We start from the raw sequence: 17,642 nt of genomic DNA, 5'->3' as shown, positions 1-17,642 counted from the left end.
GCTACGTTGACAACGCGCGGAAGGGATTCGTATGTCGCCGAGCATGGGGAAGCGGACGTCGAAGCGGGGGGCGCCGGCGGATTGGGAGGCCCGGCTCGAGGGGGTGGCGGCGGCCTTCGACCGGGGCGCCCACCAGGAGGCCCTGGCCGGAGCGGACGCGCTGCTGGCCGAGGACGACTCTCTCACCGAGGCCCTGCACTGGCGCGCGGCGGCCCTCACCGAGCTGGGACGGCTCGACGAGGCCCTGGAGACCTACTCGCGCGCCGTGAAGGTCGCCCCGGATGACATGGAGCTGCTGCTGTCGGCCACTGAATGCCTGGTGGGCCGGGTGGGAGACGATCGCGAGGCGGTGGAGGACGGGCTCGCCCTGTGCGCCCGCGGACGCAAGCTCGCCCAGCGCGCCGGGGACGTTGAGCTGCTCTTCGAGTTCCTCTTGTGGGAGGGCATTGGACTCAATCAGGTAGGGGAATGTGCGCGGGCGCTGACGAGCCTGGAGGCGGCGCTCGGGCATGTGCCGCGCTCGGTGGAGGCGAGGCTGGAGCGGACCATTGCCCTGTTCGAGCTGTGCCGCTTCGGCGAGGCGGACGCGGCGCTCGAGGAGCTGTTGGGCGATGCGCCGGACGAGCCGTGGGCGCACCACTACCTGGGGCTGCTGGCGGAGCGGCGGGGGGATGGCAAGGGGGCGCTCGGGCACTTCGCGAGGGCGCGCGCCCTGGCGCCCGAGGAGTTCCCGCCCCCGGTGGAGCTGGGGGAGGAGGCGTTCGACAAGGCCGTCGAGGACGCGGTGAAGGCACTGCCGAGACACGTGAAGGAGTACCTGGACAACGTGACGCTCGCGGTGGAGGAGATTCCCAAGGACGAGGACTTGATGGGCGAGTCCCCTCCCCTCTCCCCGTGCATCCTGGGGGTGTTCCGGGGCTCGCCGGTGGGCGAGCGCCACAGCATCCTGGGCACGTTCGACCCCTACCCGGCCTCCATCGTGCTGTACCAGAAGAACCTGGAGCGCTTCGCCCGGACGCGCGAGGAGCTCATCGAGCAGATCGGCATCACGGTGATGCACGAGGTCGGACACTTGATGGGGCTCGACGAGGAGGACCTGTGGCAGCGGGGGCTGGACTGAGACGCGGGCGTTGACGGAGCACCGCGCTCGTGGCGGTAATCGCGCGCGGTAGGACCACTGGACCTGGTGGCTGGCCCGGTCTTCAAAACCGGTGGGGGGCGTGGAAGCACGTCCCCGGGAGGTTCGATTCCTCTGTCCTACCGACCCCTCTTCTCCTCTGAAAACGGGCGTTCGCGGTGGGTGAACCATCGGACCCAGGTGTCGAAGAGTGAGGCCCCCTTGCTCCCCCGCTACGATGGTTTCATGACGTCCACACTGCTGGTGCTGCTGTCCCAGGCAGAACAGCCTGCGGCCTCCAGCGCTGGGGTCGTGCCTGCACTCGCGGCTTCAACGGTGGGTAGGTGGAGCAACCTGCTGCAACACCACCTGTCCCTCTCCCTAGGCCTGGGGGTGGACCATGCGCGCTGAGGCCCGGGCGCACGGGTGGGCGGCGCTGCTGGCGGCTGTGCTGCTCTCCACCGGCTGCGTCACACTGGCGCCGCGACAGGGCGGCAGCCTCGCGGAGGACTCCCTCGCCTTCTCCAGGTTGCGAGACACGGCGGCCACCTCGCCCCCGCGTGAGGCGCCCTCGCCTCTCGCGTCTACCGAGCTGGGCGAGCACATCCTCTCCGCCGAGCCGGGCGAGCAGCAGCGGATGCACCGCCGCCGCAGCGCCCGCGGGCTGGGCCCGGACGCGGCCCTAGCAAACTCGGGCGAGGCGCCCGTGTACGAGGTGGCCAGCGCGGGGCCCGCCCGCCAGGAGCCGCCCTCGTGCGGAGGGCAGGCCGTGCCCCCAGGCTGGCCCGACTTGTCCTCCAGCCGAGAGGCGCTGCTGGCCCCCTTCCTCACCTGCACCTCGCCCGGGGAGGTCCTCGCCCTCCAGGAGAGGGTGGACATGCCCCGCATTCTGGAGGCACTGGACGACTGGCGCGCCGTGCGACTCGGCGCCCTGGGCCCACCGCGCGAGGACATTGCCCGCCAGCTCAACGAGAAGCGCAAGTCCCTCCTCGTGAAGGCCCCCGAGGCCTATGGGCGCCTCAACGGGCAGGTGCTTGCCGTCTACAGCGTCGACTCCGCCTATGACGATGACCTGAGGGAGATTCTCTTCTTGCTGGCCCAGGACAAGCGGCTGGCGGAAACCCTCGCGCTGCTGCCCGCGTTTCAGGTGGCATTGGAGAAGCGGGGTCTGAAACCCACGGCCCGCGTGGACCGGGACTCCGAGTTCGGAGACATGGGCCGGGGCCTGGTCCGAGCTGGGAAGGACGTTCTCTCCAGCTCACTCATGGCCGGGGGCGGACGGGACTTCGCCTTCCTCCCCATACGACTCCAACTGCCGCCGGAGTACCAGGAGGCCCTCGCCACGGCCGAGCAGGAGTGGGTGCGCAACGCCTCGGCGGACAGCATGGCGGTGAGTGCTTTTGACGACCTCACCTTTGGTGTGCCGCTGGGCGCCTACCACTCTGTCGCCACCACCCTCCATGGCGGGAAGTTGCTTTGGCGGGGAGAGCTCGAGGAGGGCACGCGCGAGGTGGCTCCGGCACTGGTGCTGGGCCTCATCGCGGGTGGCAAGGGTCTGCGCTACCTCGCCAAGGGAGAAGGCGCCGCGGGTGTGCGCTCGCGCATCGTCTCCGGGGTTGAGGTCGCGGAAGCGCGCCTGCGGGCCCTGACAGAGACGGCACGGCAGTTCAAAGGAGCGATGAGCCTGGAGGGCTTGCGGGAGTTGGTGCGGGAGGTTCGAGCGAGCCGGGAGGCAGGCCGCATCGTCGCCGTGGGCGGGGCCGATGCCGCGTTGGCGCTGCATGAGGCCGGGGGAGATGTGGCCAGGGCTCGGCCGCTCATGTCCAGGGCGAAGCCCGGGGCTACGGGCTCCCAGCCCCTGAAGGCTGGCGCGGAGACCGGTGCCGGGGAGGCCGCACGCCCCTCCGCTACGAAGGCCGGTGCCGCGGGGCGCCTGGGCACACTGGCCTCGCTCGTAGACGAGAGAGTCGGCCACACGCCGGCAGTGGTGGAGGCGAAGCTCGCGGCCGCGGAACTCGAGGCCACGGGCCCGCGTCTTCCCATGGACGTGGGCGTGCTGGAGAAGCACCGTCCCTCCCTCGACGCCCCGCCGCCCGAGGCCCGGGGCAACCCGCGCTGGCGCGAGTACGTCGACTACTACGAGAAGCGCCAGCGGGAGGTGGAGAAGGGCACGGCCACCGAGGGCCCCCTCAGGTGGGAGCCCTACGAGCGGATGCGCGCTTGGTTTGCCCGGGGGATGGCCTTCGAGGCCGACATGGTGAAGCTGCTGAAGGCTGACGCGACGAAGCCTCGGGCCCAGCGCCGCTTCCTCGGGGACTTCGACAAGCCCCGCGTTGAAACGCAGGTGGGCGTAAGGAAGCCGGGCCCCGGCCTGCGCTACGCGGATGTGCTCGTTATTGAAGAGGGCGAACTCGGCGGGCAGCCACGGCGTGTGGAGGCGTTCAGCTTCAAGAGCCGAGATCTCTCGGGGCTGGGGAGAGACGCTTTGACGGCGCAGATGATTGAGGACGCGAGGGAGGCTCTGTCCAAGTACGGCGAGAGGCTGGACATCCGTCGGGACTCCCTCCAGCGCCTTCTCCCAGAGGGCAGCGAGGTGCCCGTCCACCGGGTTCGCCTTATCTATGAAGGGGGCGCGCTCAAGCCCACGAATCCAGACTACTTGAAAGCAGCCGTGATCGAAACCAAGAGAAAGGTTCTGGGAGTGGAGGTGATGTTCCAATGAAGGTGCTAGAGTTTTACGGCGTGAAGCCGGAGGACAGCCTCCTGCTAATCTTCAACGGTGCATTCAATCCACAAGCGGCACTCGAAAGCGAGCTGGAGCCTTTCCTCGACGCGCTTGAGAAGTACGCCGACGGGTGGATGCCGGACGTTGTCAACGGCAAGCGGCAACGCAAATACGCTCGCGCAGCCATTTGGAAGGCGCTGGAAGAGCGGCGCGATGGGGACAGCACGGCCCTTGGTCTCTATCGGACGAAGTGGCCCGCGCTGGACGGTCGGCTTTCGCTGTGGCTCCCACCGCAGTCGCCTCAACTGGACCTCACCATCAACGTGAAGCCGCTCTCCTTCTTCGCGGAAGCGGATCGCTGCCGCCATTTCATGGAGATGGTGCGCGCCTGGGCCTCCCGCTACCCCGTCATTCATGCTTGGGCACACAGCAGTGATGACGCGGTGTTGGCGGGCTCTCCCAATTTCGGCCGCGATGACGAGACATTGTTCAGAGACGGTTTCGACAGAATCTACGAGGTGTGCTGGCTCAACGTCTTCGGCCCCAAGCTGGTGGAAACCGTGGGCCGCGAGCGCATATTGTCCACGCCGGCCCACCGGGTGGAGGAACTGTCTAATGGCTGCGTCCTCCTGGTGACGTGGCCCACCGTGGCGGATTTCGCCAGCAAGGAAGCCCGGCTCGCTCAGGCCCGCGCTCATGCCCATCTCCGGCCGGACCTCGACTTCGACACCGTGCTGCGCGCCTTACATGGGCGCAGTGTCATGCTCACTCCCGTGGAGCCCCGCTTTCACCCGGACCTGGCCACACTCCTCTCGCGCGTGGTGGACCGCGTTCCCAGTCACGAGCGCCAGCGCAGAATCGCTGAGCTCAACGCATGGCGCCCGCCCGAGCCCGAGGAGTGGCGTCCCGCCGACTGCGCCCTCCCCCCAGACGTGGAGGACGTCGGGCGCGCGCGCGAGCATTACAGCACCCTCGCCGAGCATCTCGTGGCGCTGCTGCACTCGGAGGTGCCCTCCGTCTACGCGGCGACACCCGAGTCGATCACGGACGCCGACTTCTACTTCTGGCGGGAGGAATTCCCGAAGAGCCGCCTGCGGGAAGCCATCGAGGAGCACGCGGTGCCCGCTATTGGCGCGTACCTGGGCGAAGTGCTGGTGCGCAACCTCGGCGGCAGGTGGATACCGCGCCAGAAGCTCGAGGAGGCGCAGGTGCTGGTGGGCAACCGAGTCTGGCTTCCCTTCGTCCGGGCCCGCAACTACATGCGCTCGCGACAGTCGCTCCTGGACTACTCCCTCACCTACCTCTACCGCGTGGCCGAGCGGCATCGGGGTTGAAGAGGAACTGAATCCGTGCGGTGCGCTCGTCTCTGCGCCGTATGCGCACCGGCCTGTTCCCCGCGGGAACGTCACGTTGCCGAGGGTGCGGCTCCAGTTGGCTCGTCACCACGTGTGGCGGCCACCCGCCCCTTGGGGACCGGCGGGGGCGTGAGCGAGTGGTGGCGGTAACCCGCAAGGAGGCTGCCGTGTGGGGGTCCGTGGCACGCGAGGATCGACGAAGCACCCCACCCTATAGGGTGGACCAGGGGGGTGACGCCCCAGGTGGTCCTTCAAAGGGAAGGCGAGTTCTGGTTGAAGGTGGGGAGTGAGCACCACCTCGAGGCAGAAGCCGGAGCAAGGGCAGTTGCTGCCGCGGTATGCGGCTTCACTCCGTCTCACTCTCAACAACAGACATCCTTTACCTGTACCCGATCATGGGAGAGGGCGTTCCCAAGGGGGATGAAAGCGAGGAGGAAGTACTGGACATGACGGGCGAGGTCATGCCATGGATCTCCACGGGAGAAGTAGGACCCAGGAATGCCCGTATCGAGAGAAGAATGGGAGACACATCCGCGCGAGCGGGAGGGGTCATCGCGGGCTCCGATTCTGTTTTTCATGGAGCGCCGGTCGGAAACGAGCGGCGTTGATTCGATGTTCACCTGGCTGAGACGCCTGTTCATTGGACGTTCAGGAGTGCCCGGACTCCCCGGGGCCACACGACCTGCCGAGTCGCCTCCCACCTGGGGCACCCTGCTTCTGGATGTCGTCCAGAAGTCCTCCCGGGCTCAGGCCCGTCTGACCCTCCATGTCGAGGATCTGGAGCGCAAGCTGGAAGGGGGACTCGCGGAGCTGAGGGGCTCGCTCTCATCTCTCCGCGGAGCTACGTCGGGCAACTCTCCGGAGCGCGAGCCCCCCTGGGACGAGATCCTGGATGCCCTGGATCTGCTCGAAGAAGCCTCCCGCGTCGCGGCGGATGCGGCGCTCGCATCGGGACTCATGGGTGTGGCGGCTCGGCTCGAGCGCTTTCTGACCTCCTCCGGGATCACGCGCCTGACGTCCATCGGTCACATCCCCGACGGGCGCCTGTTCCGGATTGTAGGCACTCAGCCACACCCCAGCTTCGCCGAGGGCGCCATTGCCCGCGTGGTTCGCGCCGCCGCCCTGCGGGGCGAGCGCCTCATTCGCGAGGGCGAAGCCATCATCGTGAGGAATACCCCTTGAGCCATGTCTTTGGAATCGATCTCGGTACGACCAACTCCGTCATCGCCCACCTGGTGGAGGGCCGCCCGGTGGCCGTGCCAGTGGAAGGCAGTCGCATCGTCCCCTCGGTGGTCCTCTACGAGGACCATCGTGTCGTCGTGGGTCGCGAGGCGCGCAACCTCGAGATGCTGAGGCCCGAACGGTGCATCCGCTCGGCCAAGCGCAAGATGGGGACGCTCCACCGCTACGCCATCGCCGGGCGCGAGGTATCTCCCGAGGAGGTCTCCGCCGAAATCCTGTCCGCGCTCAAGCAGGGAGCCGAGAAGGCCACCGGCGTCCCCGTGCGTGACGTGGTCATTACCGTGCCTGCCTACTTCGATGACGCCCAGCGCCGCGCGACCCTCGAGGCCGGCCAGCGCGCAGGGCTGCACGTGTTGCGGCTGCTCAATGAGCCCACCAGCGCCTCGCTCCTGTATGAGCGCGTGCTGCATCCCGAGGCCCTCCGTGTGGCCGAGCCCGAGATCCTCCTCGTCTACGATCTGGGGGGCGGCACGTTCGACGTGTCGGTGCTCGAGGTGTTCCAGGGGGTGCGCGAGGTGCGCTCCACCACGGGCAACACCCACCTGGGCGGGGACGACTTCGACGACAAGCTCGTTCAGCTCTTCCTCGAGGAGCTCAAGAAGCAGGGCGTGGAGCCTCGCGAGGACGTGCGGGCCATGGCGCGCCTGCGCCAGCTGGCCGAGGAGACGAAGATCCGTCTGTCCGCGGACATCTCCGTGCACGTGAAGGAGGAGTTCCTCACCCAGGCGCAAGGCAGGCCCATCCACCTCGAGATGGAGGTGCGGCGGCGCGTCTTCGAGGTGCTCATCGAGCCGCTGCTCGAGTCCACCGTGGCCCTGACCCGACAGGCCCTGGCGGAGGCCCGGCTCGAGGGGCAATCGCTGTCCAAGATATGCCTGGTGGGGGGCTCGACGCGGATCCCCCGGGTCCGCCAGCTGCTGGAGGAGGCCTTCGGAGTAGACATCCATGAGGAAGTGGATCCGGACCTGGCCGTGGGGCTGGGCGCGGCCATCCAGGCCGGTATGTTGTCCGGCGAGCCGGTGGGACGCATCCTCGTGGATGTGGCGTCGCATAGCCTGGGCATGCGCGTCATCGGAGAGGACGACATCGGGAGCGCCACGCCGGATACCTTTGCCCCGGTCCTCCGCCGCAACACGGTGTTGCCGACAACGAAGGTGGAGGAGTTCTACACCCAGGTGCCCGAGCAGGAGCTCGTCCAGGTGGAGGTGTTTCAGGGCGAGTCGCGCCGAGCCTCGGAGAACACGCGGGTGGGGGCCTTCGACTTCCCGCTCGAGCCCCGGCCCGCGAACTCACCGGTGCGGGTGGAGTTCGCCTACGATCTCAACGGGGTGGTGAAGGTATCCGTCAGCCAGCCCGGCACGACGAACGCCAAGACGGTGGCTCTCTCGGTGGCGGACGTGGGCAAGGCCGTCCCGGCCCTGGCGCCGGGGCAGAGCGCGGTGGAGCGCAAGGGGCACGCCCTGCTCGAGCGGCTCCCTCCCGAACTCCGCGCCGAGTTGAAGCGGCTTCTTGACCAGTACGCTCAGGCCCAGGGCGTGGCGCGCGAGCGCGCGGAGGAGGCGCTCCTGGATTTCTTCCTCGACCTCGAACATGGGTCGCAACCCCTGGAGCCCTGAGCCATGGTGAAGCACGACCGCACCGGGCGCCAGCACCGCCAGTGGCTGGAGGATGCCCGAAAGTACCAGAAACGGGGGGACCTGGAGGGGATGCTGTCCGCGCTACTGCGGCTGCCGCCGCCGCTGAGAGAGGAACTGCTCCCCAGCGGCGCCGCCCTCTTCCGGCAGGCCGTCCGGGAGCAGCACCGCCGCGGATCCTGGAGGATGCTCAGCACCCAGGCCGTGCACGCGGACGCCGAGCCCGGCCTGGTGGAGCGAGGCGCGGCTCCAGAGGAGGCCCGGGCCACGTACTGGCCACTGGTATGGGCAGCGGGCCACGCCCACGATTGGGAGCGCGCGCGGCGGCTGTGGCAACCCCTCACCGACCCGGCGCGAGCGCATGCGCCCCTTCTGGCCAGGGCGATGGATGGCTGGCTCTCCTCCGAGGGGAACCCCGCTCCAGAATTCATCGCCCCGGCGCTCGAGCACCTGCCCCCGGTGGATTCGCTCCTGGGAATCGAACCGCCGAGACAGCGCGTCTCCCTGCCGCCGCCCCGCTCACGGGAGGAGGTGGAAGGGGCGCTGCTCGCCCTGTGCGCGCTCGAGCCCTTCCCCGTCTTCGCCAGTCGCGCCGAGGCGTGGGCACGAGCGGCACCCGTCGAGGTAGCTCGGGCGATATGGGAGCTGGCGGGACAACTGGCGGCGCGAGAGCTGTGGCTTCGGGCGGCGGAGGGCAAGGGGCACGCCGCTCTCTCGGAGTCAGCCTCGCTGTTGGCCCGGGCGGTGCGTGAGGGAGGCGCCCCCGAGGCCCTGTCCGCTCCTACGTTGCAGGCGCTGCGGGTGGTAGCCGCGGGGCTCGCGCGGACGGTCGTCTCGCGCATCGAGGAGGCCGAACCCCTCTGCAGCCTGGCTCGGGCCGCGGCGCTCCAACCGTCAGCCCAGCCCTGGGTGGTGCAGGCGGTGTCCGGGCTTCGCTTCGAGGGGCCGGCCCTGCCGCGGGCGCTGGGCCTCTACCAGGAATTGCTGGCCCGGAGCGCGAACGCGCCCCTCTGGGCTCGGGCCTTCCTGGCCTGGTGTGAGCAGAACCCGGAGGCGCCAAACGCACCCGGGTGGCTCCAGGAAGGCTTGGGCCGGCTGGTCTCCACGGAGGCCCCTTCCCTGCTGTCCTGGCTGGGTGGGGCCATGCCCTCTGAGCGTATGAAGTTGATCGAATGCGTGGCCTCCACCTGCGCACCGGGCCTGGTGGAGTCATGGGTGGATGTCTGCTGGGAGGACGCGAACGAGGAGCTCCGGAGGGAACTCAGCGAAGCCGTCCGTATCCTGCTGGACCGCAGTCGGATGAAGGAGGGAGGACGGCAGTTGGAACGGCTGCTGCGCGGCGCGCGGAACATGGCGGATGCGGAGCAGCTGCTGATGGGGGTGGAGGAAGCGATGGAGCTGACCGGGGACGGCCTGCGCATCTGGCGCCGGTTCGCGCCCAGGGTGCTGACCTATCAAGTGGAGTTCCTCGAGGAGGCGGTGCGCCATGCTTCCTCGGACGCCGAGGCATGGGATGCCGCCGTACGGTACCTGGAGGCCCATCCTGGGAACACGGGGCATATCGAGGCGCTCCGGACGATGGATGTGTCCGGTCGGGAGGCGCTCGCCAGGCGCATTCTGGAACGCTGGCTGGAGCGCCGCGCCGCCAATGTGCTGGCGCTCGCCGAGGCGGTGGTGGCCGCCGGGAGGATGAACACCCCTTGCAAGTACCTCCACCCGGTGCTGAAAGCTTTCATGCTGGCCCTGTTGGAGCAGTTACCCGCTGTCCATGCCCCGGTGGTGGAGCAGGCGCGGGTGTTGGCGCACGAGCATGGGTACCGGCTGCGCAAGCGCGGGGCTTCGCGGAAGAAGAAGGCCGCGAGCGCCACGGCGCGCCGTACCTCACGCTCGAAGAAGAAGTCCGAGAGCAGCCCCCCAAAGGCTGTCTCTCCGGAGGATGGGGAGGAGAGCAGCTGATATGACGCCCGAAGAGCCGTTCGCCGTATTGGGGTTGGCACCTACGATAGACCCGGTCGCCGTCAAGAGCGCATACTTCGACGCGCTGGCGCGGCACCCACCTCACCAGGATCTGGAGGGGTTCCAGCGGTTGCGTCGCGCCTACGAGGCGCTCACCCGACCGGGAGGACTGGCGGTGGCATACCTGACCAGCCCCGTGGACGTACAGAAGCTGGCCAGGGATGCGCGCGAGCGTTTCGATGCACCGCTCGAGAAGGCCGCCGTGGTTGCACGGGCCGCGCGAACAGGAGAGGAAACCGTGGCGCGGTGGGTGGAGCGGTGCTCCCGGATGAGCTGGGATGAGGCGCTCCGGGCTTTTGCCAGGTGATGCGGCCCGCAGAACCCCATGGTCGAGCGACACCACGGCTGAATCCGTCAGATTCCGCTCTTTACCCGAACGATTGCCGCGATGCGGCAAATCCTTTCTCATCAGAAAACGAGAAAAGCCCGGGTGGCTCCACTAGGGTGCGCCTCCTCTTACCCCAGAGGACCCCCATGCATCGAGTGAAGCCGTCGGTAGGGCTCGCCCTGTCGGCACTGTTGCTGTGCGCCACGCCCGCGAGCGCGCAGATCGCCGCCGCCCACGTCTACCACAACCACATGCCCAACTTCTGGGCCTACTACGACCTGAGCCAATACGCGTCCACGCCCACCGGCGGCCCCATCCGGTACATGTATGACGCGCAGGTCATCAACCTGAAGAAGAACCCCCCGTCCAATTACACCTATTACCTGCCATCGGGCGCGCCCATGCCGCACGATGACCTCGTCACCTATTACTCGCACAACGCCAAGACTGGCGCCTACCTGTACTGGCCCCCGAGCGTCGCCTCGGACATGAAGACCAACGCCCCCACCGGCCAGGTGCACGTCACCATGTCCGGCGCCGTGGTGAACAATGTCCAGGATCTCGTCACCCTGAAGAACGTCCCCGGCTACGACAACCCCAACTGGGGCTCCTCCTGGAAGGACCGCTACAGCACGCTGCTCACCCCCGCGGGCAACCACACCCTGGACCTCATCCACTTCACCGGCCACCACTCCATGGGGCCCCTGGTCGGTCCGGACTACTTCCTCAAGGATCTCATCTACCAGAGCGCCACGCTCGCCCAGCCCTACTTCCTCGGCGGCTCCTTCCAGTCCTCCAAGGGCTTCTTCCCCACCGAGCTCGGCTTCTCCGAGCGCCTCATTCCCACCCTCTCCAAGCTCGGCGTGCAGTGGGCCGTCATCGGTGACAACCACTTCTCGCGCACGCTCAAGGACTATCCCTACCTCAACGAGCCGGGCTCCGACACGCTCGTCTCCCCGCCCAACCGCGCCGATCTCCAGAACACCAGCTCCGTGGGCTCCTGGGTGAGCGCGCAGATGGCCCACGAGCAGCAGGTCATCAAGAACAAGTACCCCTTCGCCTCCACCCCCCACTGGGTGCGCTACGTGGACCCCGCCTCGGGCGCCGAGTCGCGCATCGTCGGCGTCCCCGTCAACCAGAACGGCTCCTGGCTCGAGGGCTGGGAAGGCGAGGCCACCGTCGACGTCGTCAACCTCAAGAGCTTCGAGGGACTCGTTCCCCAACGGCAGTTCTTCGTCATCGCACATGATGGCGACAACTCGAGCGGACGCGCCGGCTCCGACTCCACCTGGTACAACGGCCGCTCCGTCACCTGCGCCAATGGTGTGCAGTGCGTGGGCATCTCCGAGTACCTCGTCAACCACACCCCCGCCACCACCGACGTGGTGCACGTCCAGGACGGCTCGTGGGTGGACACGCGCGACTCCTCCTCGGATCCCCAGTGGCACCACTGGAAGCTGCCCTTCGGCATCTGGAAAGGTCAGTTCCCCGCCTTCAACGCCGCCACCGGACTCAATCTCTCCCCCAAGACGAACCTCAACGGCGTCCAGGAGGGCATGACCGTCTCCCTCGAGCACGGCTGGCACTACCTCGAGCGCAACTTCGCCCTGCTCCAGGCCGCCCTCAACCACGCGAAGACCGCCGAGCAACTCTGGCTCGACGCGCACCCCAACCACTGGTCGCCCACCTCCGCGATCGACAAGCAGATCACCCACACCGGCAACCAGCTCAACCCGTGGATGATGTCCTTCCCCATCAAGGGGGACGTGAACAATGACTGGGCGGGCGGCGCCAACCCCGCGGAACTCGCCTGGTACTTCCTGCTGCCCGCCATGGACTCGGGCTTCGGCTACTACGACGAGAACCAGGACGACAACGTCAAGCCCACGCTGTCCTTCAATCAATCCCTCTACTTCTCCAAGCCCTACGTGCAGCAGCGCCTCGCCCAGGACAAGACGGGCCCCTCCGTCTGGTGGGCCCAGCGCTGGCCCTACAACCCCGGCAGCGCCAACACCGACAAGTCCGAGGGCTGGACGCTCCACTTCTTCAACAACCACTTCGCCCTCTACACCTACGCCTACGACGTGAGCGGCATCTCCTCCATCAAGGCCCGCGTCCGCGTGCACACCAACAAGAGCATCGACCCGCTCGACAACACCCCCAAGGTCTATGATCCGGCGGCGCGCAAGGCCGCGGGTGTTCCCAACATCGATCCTTCCCGCGTGGGCGCCTGGGTGGACTACCCGCTCACCCGGCGCGACCTGAAGCCCGTGATGAATGGCGTCTCCTGGCAGCCGGCCTACCTGCCCGTCATGGCCAAGGTGCCCGCGCAGGAGATCGGCGATCTCTACTACGTCTACCTGGGCAACTACCGTGACCAGCTCCTCGACTACTACATCGAGGCCACCGACAGCCGGGGCAACGTCACCCGAGGGGAAATCCAGTCCGTCTACGTGGGCTCGGGCCGGTACAACCTGGTGGGCGGCAAGTACATCGAGGACCCCAACGGCACGGTGCAGGGGACGCATCCCTTCCTCGTGGTGGACACCACCGCGCCCTCCGTCCCCTCGGGACTGACCGCCACGGCGAAGACGGATCGCTCGGTGACCCTGGGCTGGAGCGCGTCCTCGGACAACGTGGCGGTGAGCGGCTATGATGTCTTCCGCGATGGCACGCAGGTGGGCTCGAGCACCAGCACGGCCTATACCGACAGCGGCCTCTCCCCGGGCACCCAATACAGCTACACCGTGCGCGCCCGGGACGCGGCGGGCAACACGTCCGCCCAGGGCTCCGCGCTCAACGTCGCCACCCTTCCGCCGGACACCACCCCGCCCTCCACTCCCTCGGGGCTGACGGCGTCGGGCACGACGAGCTCCTCGGTGGCCCTCGCCTGGACGGCCTCCACCGACAACTACGGCGTCGCGGGCTACGAGGTGCTCCGCAATGGCACCCAGGTCGCTTCCGTCCCGGGCACGACCTACTCGGACACCGGCCTCTCGCCGAGCACCGCCTACAGCTACACCGTGCGCGCCCGGGACGCGGCGGGCAATGTCTCCGCGCCCAGCGCCGCCCTGTCCGTCACCACCCAGACGGGCAACAGCACCACCGTCTATTATTCCAACAACAACTTCACCCTCAAATACATCCACTTCCGCATCGGCAGCGGCACGTGGACGACCGTGCCCGGCAACGTCATGGCCAACTCCGAGGTGCCGGGCTACGCCAAATACACCGTCAACCTGGGAGCGGCCACCCAGCTCGAGTGTGTCTTCAACGATGGCAAGGGCACCTGGGACAACAACAAGGGCACCAACTACCTCCTGCCCGTGGGCATCTCCACGGTAAAGGACGGTGTCGTCACCCGCGGGGCTCCCGCGCTCGACACCACCCCGCCCTCCGTCCCCTCCGGCCTGACGGCGGCGTCCAAGACAGCCTCCTCCGTGTCGCTCACCTGGAGCGCCTCCACGGACGCCAGCGGCATCGCCGGATATGACGTGTACCGCGATGGCGCGCTGGTGGGCTCACCCGTCTCCGCCAGCTACACCGACAGCGACCTGAGTGCCGGCACGGCCTACCGCTACACCGTGCGCGCGCGTGACACCGCGGGCAATGCCTCCGCCCAGAGCACCGCCCTGAGCGTCACCACGAACACCACCTCGGCCACCTCCGTCACCTTCAACGTGACGGCCAGCACCGTCGTGGGACAGAACGTCTACCTCGTGGGCAACCATGCCGCGATCGGCAACTGGAACACCGCCGCCGCCATCCTCCTGTCCTCGGCCAGCTACCCGAAGTGGAGCGTGACGCTCAACCTGCCCGGCTCGACGGCCCTCGAATACAAGTACATCAAGAAGGACGGCTCCGGGAACGTCACCTGGGAGAGCGGCGCCAACCGCGCGACCACGATCCCCGCCTCAGGGACCGCGACCCTCAACGACACCTGGAAGTAGCCGGACCGGGGCCTGGCGCGCGAAGTCACCCGGCGGCTCGCGCCAGGCCTCACCCTGCCCTCGCACGGCCCGCCGCCGCAGTCTCCAGGCAGGCCCATTCCCGCGGGTCACCCCATTCTATTCCCAGCAGCCATTCCGCTCCCCAGGCAGCAAGCCCGCTGGGACGACAGACGGCACCACCGAGCGTGAGGTGTGTCTTCACGACCAATGCACCCTTGCAGAGCCATACCTAGCCTCCTGGGGTCCAACTGGAGGAGAGGAAACGTCATGAAACACATCAAGACGGTGGTGGTGGGTGCGTTGTCCGCGGCTCTGCTCTTCGGCGTGGGCTGTAAGACGGCGGGCGGTGCTGGGGATCAAGGAACGAGCGGGACCGATACATCGCAGGGCGGCTCCACGACCGGATCCGGAACGAGTGGAGGAGGAACAACAGGAACCGGAACGACCGGAGACACCACGGGAGGTGGTGACACCACGGGCGGAGGCACCGGAGGAACGGGTGCTGGTGACATCAGCGGCTCGAGCAGTGGCAGCACCGGCTCGGGCAGTGATCTGGGCGGCTCGGGTGCTGGCGGCACGGGCTCGGACGTGGGCAGCGGAAGCACGGGCTCGGGCAGTGATCTCGGTGGATCCAACTCCGGCAGCACGGGCTCCGGTAGTGACGTGGGCGGCACCGGCGGCTCGGGCGTGAACAGTGAACCGGGCGGTTTCAGCCCCGACCCCTCGGGCGTGGACAGTGACCTGGGCGGCTCCGGCAGTGACGTGGGCGGATCCGACAGCGGAAGCACGAACTCGCGCAGAGACCTGGGCGGCTCCGGCAGCGTGGGCCCCGGCGGCAGCACGAGCGGCACGGGCGAAGACGACATCAACCGCTGATGCCGTGCACCGTGGCTCACGTTGACTCGCTGGCGGAGCCCGTGTGCCGGGCAGGAGGAGTGCTCCGGGGGCCGTTGGAGTCCCCGGGGCCCCCAGCCCACGGCGGGAACCATTGTGGCCGCGACCCGGTGCCCTCCCGGAGGAGCTGAATCCGCGCCCCTGATCCCTGGGACAATGCGACCTCCACTCCGGGTTGACAGTTTGTTTTCATGAGCCTGGCAAGACGCAAAGAGAGCGAGCAGGACGAGGTGGGCTCCGTCACGAGCCAGCGGCGGGTGATCGTGGCGGCGGACGGCCGGGGTTGGTACGTCCGGTTCGAGAGCAGCCGTCAGCTCGGCCGCTACTCCAACGTGACCCAGGCCATTCACGGCGGGCGCAGGCTGGCTCGCCAGCACAAGCCAGCGGGCCTCGTCGTGCGCTACCTGGACGGAGAAGAAGAGGAATCCTGGTACGGGGAGCGTGAGGATCCTTGAGAGGGCCCCATTCCAAAATCAGGGACCACTCCTTATTTCTAAAACATCCCAGTCACGCAGGCAGGAGAGAGCCATGGGGAGAACCTACAGTTTCGAACCCTTCTTGTCGCAGCAACCCGCGCAGACCTACAAAGGCTCGGGTCCCCGGCTCGGCAATGACGAACACAAGATCGCCCTCACCAAGGAGGAGGAGAAGGCGGCCCTGCCCGACGCGCCCACCGGTTATGGACAGGCCCACGCCGAGACCGTGAAGCGCTACCGCGCCCGCGCGGCGAAGAAGCGCACGGAGCCCAAGGCCCCCGCGGCCAAGGCGAAGAAGGCCACCACCCAGGCGAAGCCCGCGGCCACCCAGGCGAAGTCCGCCCGGAAGGTGACAACAGGTCAGGTCACCGCCAAGGCCCCCACCCGTCAAGAGCGGGAGGAGACCGAGACGAAGGCCCCCGCGCGCAAGAAGCTGACCGCCACGGGGCTGGTGAGCAGCATCGGGCGCAAGGTGGTGACCCGGGCCGCGGTCGCGGCGAAGAAGACCGTGGCGCGCGCCGTGAAGTCCGCCACCGCGCGCAAGTCGGCCAAGGCCAAGAAGCGCTGAGCCTTCGGCGGGGGCCGGCCACGAGCCCGGTCCCCGCTGGTGCTCCATGCGGCGAGGGGGACTCCATCAGCCGAGCTGGCAATGGCGGTCGCCCCTCCAGACGCCCGGCGGCCCGCCCGCCCTGCGGAGCGGCGGCACCGCCGAGCCACTCCCGTCCTCCATCCCCATGTTTCCTCCAGGAAACGGAGGTGCCCGATGGCACAGAAGCAGGACAGGGAGAAGCTGCATTCCGACGAGGACAAGGAGAAGTTGTATCCGAAGGTCGACTCGGGTGACGTCTCGGGTCAGGGCCGCGAGCGGCGGCCCGACGAGGAATATCCCAAGCAGCGCAACGCGGGCGAGTTCGGCACCCACGGCGGTCCCAACAAGGGCGGCAAGGAAGACCGGCGGCAACTGCATGCCCCCGGCAGCTCCAAGGCGGGCTCCCAGTAGCCGGCGAGTCGCGGCGGGCGGACAGCATTCCGCCCCCGCCGCGCCGTGGAGGGCTAGAGTGCCCTCGTGCCACATCCATCCGAGCAGAGCGCTCCGTCGGGACTCCGGGCGCGGTTGCACACCATCATCTTCGAGTCGGACACCCCAGCCGGTCGCGCCTTCGATGTGGGACTGCTGTGGGCCATCGTGCTCAGCGTCCTCGCGGTGATGCTCGAGAGCGTGGAGTCCATCCGCGTCCAGCATGGGCAGGCCATCCGCGTGCTCGAGTGGTGCTTCACCGTGCTCTTCACGCTGGAGTACGTGCTGCGGCTGCTGTCGGTGAACCGGCCCCTGCTCTACGCGTCGAGCTTCTTCGGGCTGGTGGACCTGCTGGCCATCCTGCCCTCGGTGCTGAGCCTGGTGCTGCCCGGCATGCAGTCCCTGCTGGTGGTGCGGGTGCTGCGCCTGCTGCGCGTCTTCCGCGTGCTCAAGCTCGCCAGCTTCCTCGGGGAGGCGGACGTGCTGCTCACCGCGCTGCGGGCCAGCCGGCAGAAGATCATCGTCTTCCTCGGGGCCGTGCTGAGCACGGTCGTCATCATGGGCTCGGTGATGTACATGGTGGAGGGGAGCGCCAACGGCTTCGACAGCATCCCGCGTGGGATGTACTGGGCCGTCGTGACGATGACCACGGTGGGCTATGGAGACCTGTCGCCCAAGACGGTGCCCGGACAGTTCATCGCCTCGGTGTTGATGATCATGGGCTACGGCATCCTCGCGGTGCCCACGGGCATCGTGTCCGTGGAACTCGCCCAGGCGACCCGGCAGCACGCCATCGACCCGCGCGCCTGTCCCGGCTGCGGCCTCGAGGGCCACGACCTGGACGCACGCCACTGCAAGCGCTGCGGCAACGTCCTCTGAGCCGCGGC

13 protein-coding genes and 1 tRNA gene are annotated in these 17,642 nt (G+C 68.1%); all 14 read left to right on the top strand.

Translation table 11 applies throughout. The features are described 5' to 3' along the window. Positions 1–43 precede the first annotated feature (43 nt). The 14 genes from D187_RS38355 to D187_RS38290 all read left to right on the top strand — a co-directional run bounded on the left by D187_RS38355 (position 44) and on the right by D187_RS38290 (position 17,634). The gene (locus D187_RS38355; protein WP_051256752.1) at positions 44–1,120 is read left to right on the top strand and encodes a metallopeptidase family protein; all 1,077 of its coding nucleotides are present in this window, start codon (positions 44–46) and stop codon (positions 1,118–1,120) included. A gap of 47 nt (positions 1,121–1,167) precedes the next feature. Then, a tRNA-Sec gene (locus tag D187_RS55910) sits at positions 1,168–1,263 on the top strand. Between the two features lie 254 nt (positions 1,264–1,517). After that, positions 1,518–3,839 (top strand): hypothetical protein, encoded by a 2,322-nt coding sequence (locus tag D187_RS38345; RefSeq protein WP_043433678.1) that lies wholly within the window; start codon positions 1,518–1,520, stop codon positions 3,837–3,839. Next, positions 3,836–5,176 carry a hypothetical protein gene (locus D187_RS38340; protein ID WP_002630374.1) on the top strand — a complete coding sequence of 447 codons (1,341 nt, stop codon included), beginning with the start codon at positions 3,836–3,838 and terminating at the stop codon, positions 5,174–5,176. Before D187_RS38345 ends, D187_RS38340 begins: the two co-directional genes overlap by 4 nt. 675 nt (positions 5,177–5,851) lie before the next feature. After that, positions 5,852–6,379 carry a nucleotide exchange factor GrpE gene (grpE, locus tag D187_RS55905; protein WP_162159749.1) on the top strand — a complete coding sequence of 176 codons (528 nt, stop codon included), beginning with the start codon at positions 5,852–5,854 and terminating at the stop codon, positions 6,377–6,379. Further along, positions 6,376–8,055 (top strand): Hsp70 family protein, encoded by a 1,680-nt coding sequence (locus D187_RS38330; RefSeq protein WP_002630372.1) that lies wholly within the window; start codon positions 6,376–6,378, stop codon positions 8,053–8,055. Before grpE ends, D187_RS38330 begins: the two co-directional genes overlap by 4 nt. Positions 8,056–8,058: 3 nt before the next feature. Beyond that, a complete protein-coding gene (locus D187_RS38325; RefSeq protein ID WP_002630371.1) occupies positions 8,059–10,029 on the top strand; it encodes a DUF6109 family natural product biosynthesis protein in 1,971 nt (656 codons plus the stop codon). 1 nt (position 10,030) lies between these two features. Continuing rightward, entirely contained in the window at positions 10,031–10,396 is a 366-nt protein-coding gene (locus D187_RS38320; RefSeq protein ID WP_002630370.1) for a J domain-containing protein, read from the top strand. 167 nt (positions 10,397–10,563) lie between these two features. After that, positions 10,564–14,367, top strand: coding sequence for a fibronectin type III domain-containing protein (locus tag D187_RS38315; protein WP_002630369.1), 3,804 nt, complete (start codon positions 10,564–10,566; stop codon positions 14,365–14,367). A 267-nt stretch (positions 14,368–14,634) separates the two neighbouring features. Then, complete coding sequence (locus D187_RS55900) at positions 14,635–15,243, top strand: hypothetical protein (RefSeq protein ID WP_002630368.1); 609 nt, start codon at positions 14,635–14,637, stop codon at positions 15,241–15,243. 209 nt (positions 15,244–15,452) lie between these two features. Further along, entirely contained in the window at positions 15,453–15,716 is a 264-nt protein-coding gene (locus D187_RS38305; protein WP_002630367.1) for a DUF2188 domain-containing protein, read from the top strand. A gap of 73 nt (positions 15,717–15,789) precedes the next feature. After that, on the top strand, positions 15,790–16,305 hold the full coding sequence (locus D187_RS38300; protein ID WP_002630366.1) for a hypothetical protein: 516 nt from the start codon (positions 15,790–15,792) through the stop codon (positions 16,303–16,305). Positions 16,306–16,500: 195 nt separating this feature from the next. After that, a complete protein-coding gene (locus D187_RS38295; RefSeq protein WP_002630365.1) occupies positions 16,501–16,737 on the top strand; it encodes a hypothetical protein in 237 nt (78 codons plus the stop codon). A 66-nt stretch (positions 16,738–16,803) separates the two neighbouring features. Beyond that, positions 16,804–17,634, top strand: a complete 831-nt coding sequence (locus tag D187_RS38290; protein WP_043433676.1) for an ion transporter — start codon at positions 16,804–16,806, stop codon at positions 17,632–17,634. Positions 17,635–17,642: the final 8 nt, after the last annotated feature.

It is taken from the genome of Cystobacter fuscus DSM 2262 (genome assembly GCF_000335475.2).
GTDB lineage: Bacteria > Myxococcota > Myxococcia > Myxococcales > Myxococcaceae > Cystobacter > Cystobacter fuscus.
This window is presented reverse-complemented; position numbering and strand designations above follow the sequence as displayed.

Bases quoted from the DNA above. Each gene is read 5' to 3' on its own strand.
- D187_RS38305 (WP_002630367.1), top strand. From the start codon at position 15,453: ATGAGCCTGGCAAGACGCAAAGAGAGCGAGCAGGACGAGGTGGGCTCC.
- D187_RS38320 (WP_002630370.1), top strand. From the start codon at position 10,031: ATGACGCCCGAAGAGCCGTTCGCCGTATTGGGGTTGGCACCTACGATA.
- D187_RS38300 (WP_002630366.1), top strand. From the start codon at position 15,790: ATGGGGAGAACCTACAGTTTCGAACCCTTCTTGTCGCAGCAACCCGCG.
- D187_RS55900 (WP_002630368.1), top strand. From the start codon at position 14,635: ATGAAACACATCAAGACGGTGGTGGTGGGTGCGTTGTCCGCGGCTCTG.
- D187_RS38315 (WP_002630369.1), top strand. From the start codon at position 10,564: ATGCATCGAGTGAAGCCGTCGGTAGGGCTCGCCCTGTCGGCACTGTTG.
- D187_RS38325 (WP_002630371.1), top strand. From the start codon at position 8,059: ATGGTGAAGCACGACCGCACCGGGCGCCAGCACCGCCAGTGGCTGGAG.
- D187_RS38340 (WP_002630374.1), top strand. From the start codon at position 3,836: ATGAAGGTGCTAGAGTTTTACGGCGTGAAGCCGGAGGACAGCCTCCTG.
- D187_RS38345 (WP_043433678.1), top strand. From the start codon at position 1,518: ATGCGCGCTGAGGCCCGGGCGCACGGGTGGGCGGCGCTGCTGGCGGCT.
- D187_RS38295 (WP_002630365.1), top strand. From the start codon at position 16,501: ATGGCACAGAAGCAGGACAGGGAGAAGCTGCATTCCGACGAGGACAAG.
- D187_RS38355 (WP_051256752.1), top strand. From the start codon at position 44: ATGGGGAAGCGGACGTCGAAGCGGGGGGCGCCGGCGGATTGGGAGGCC.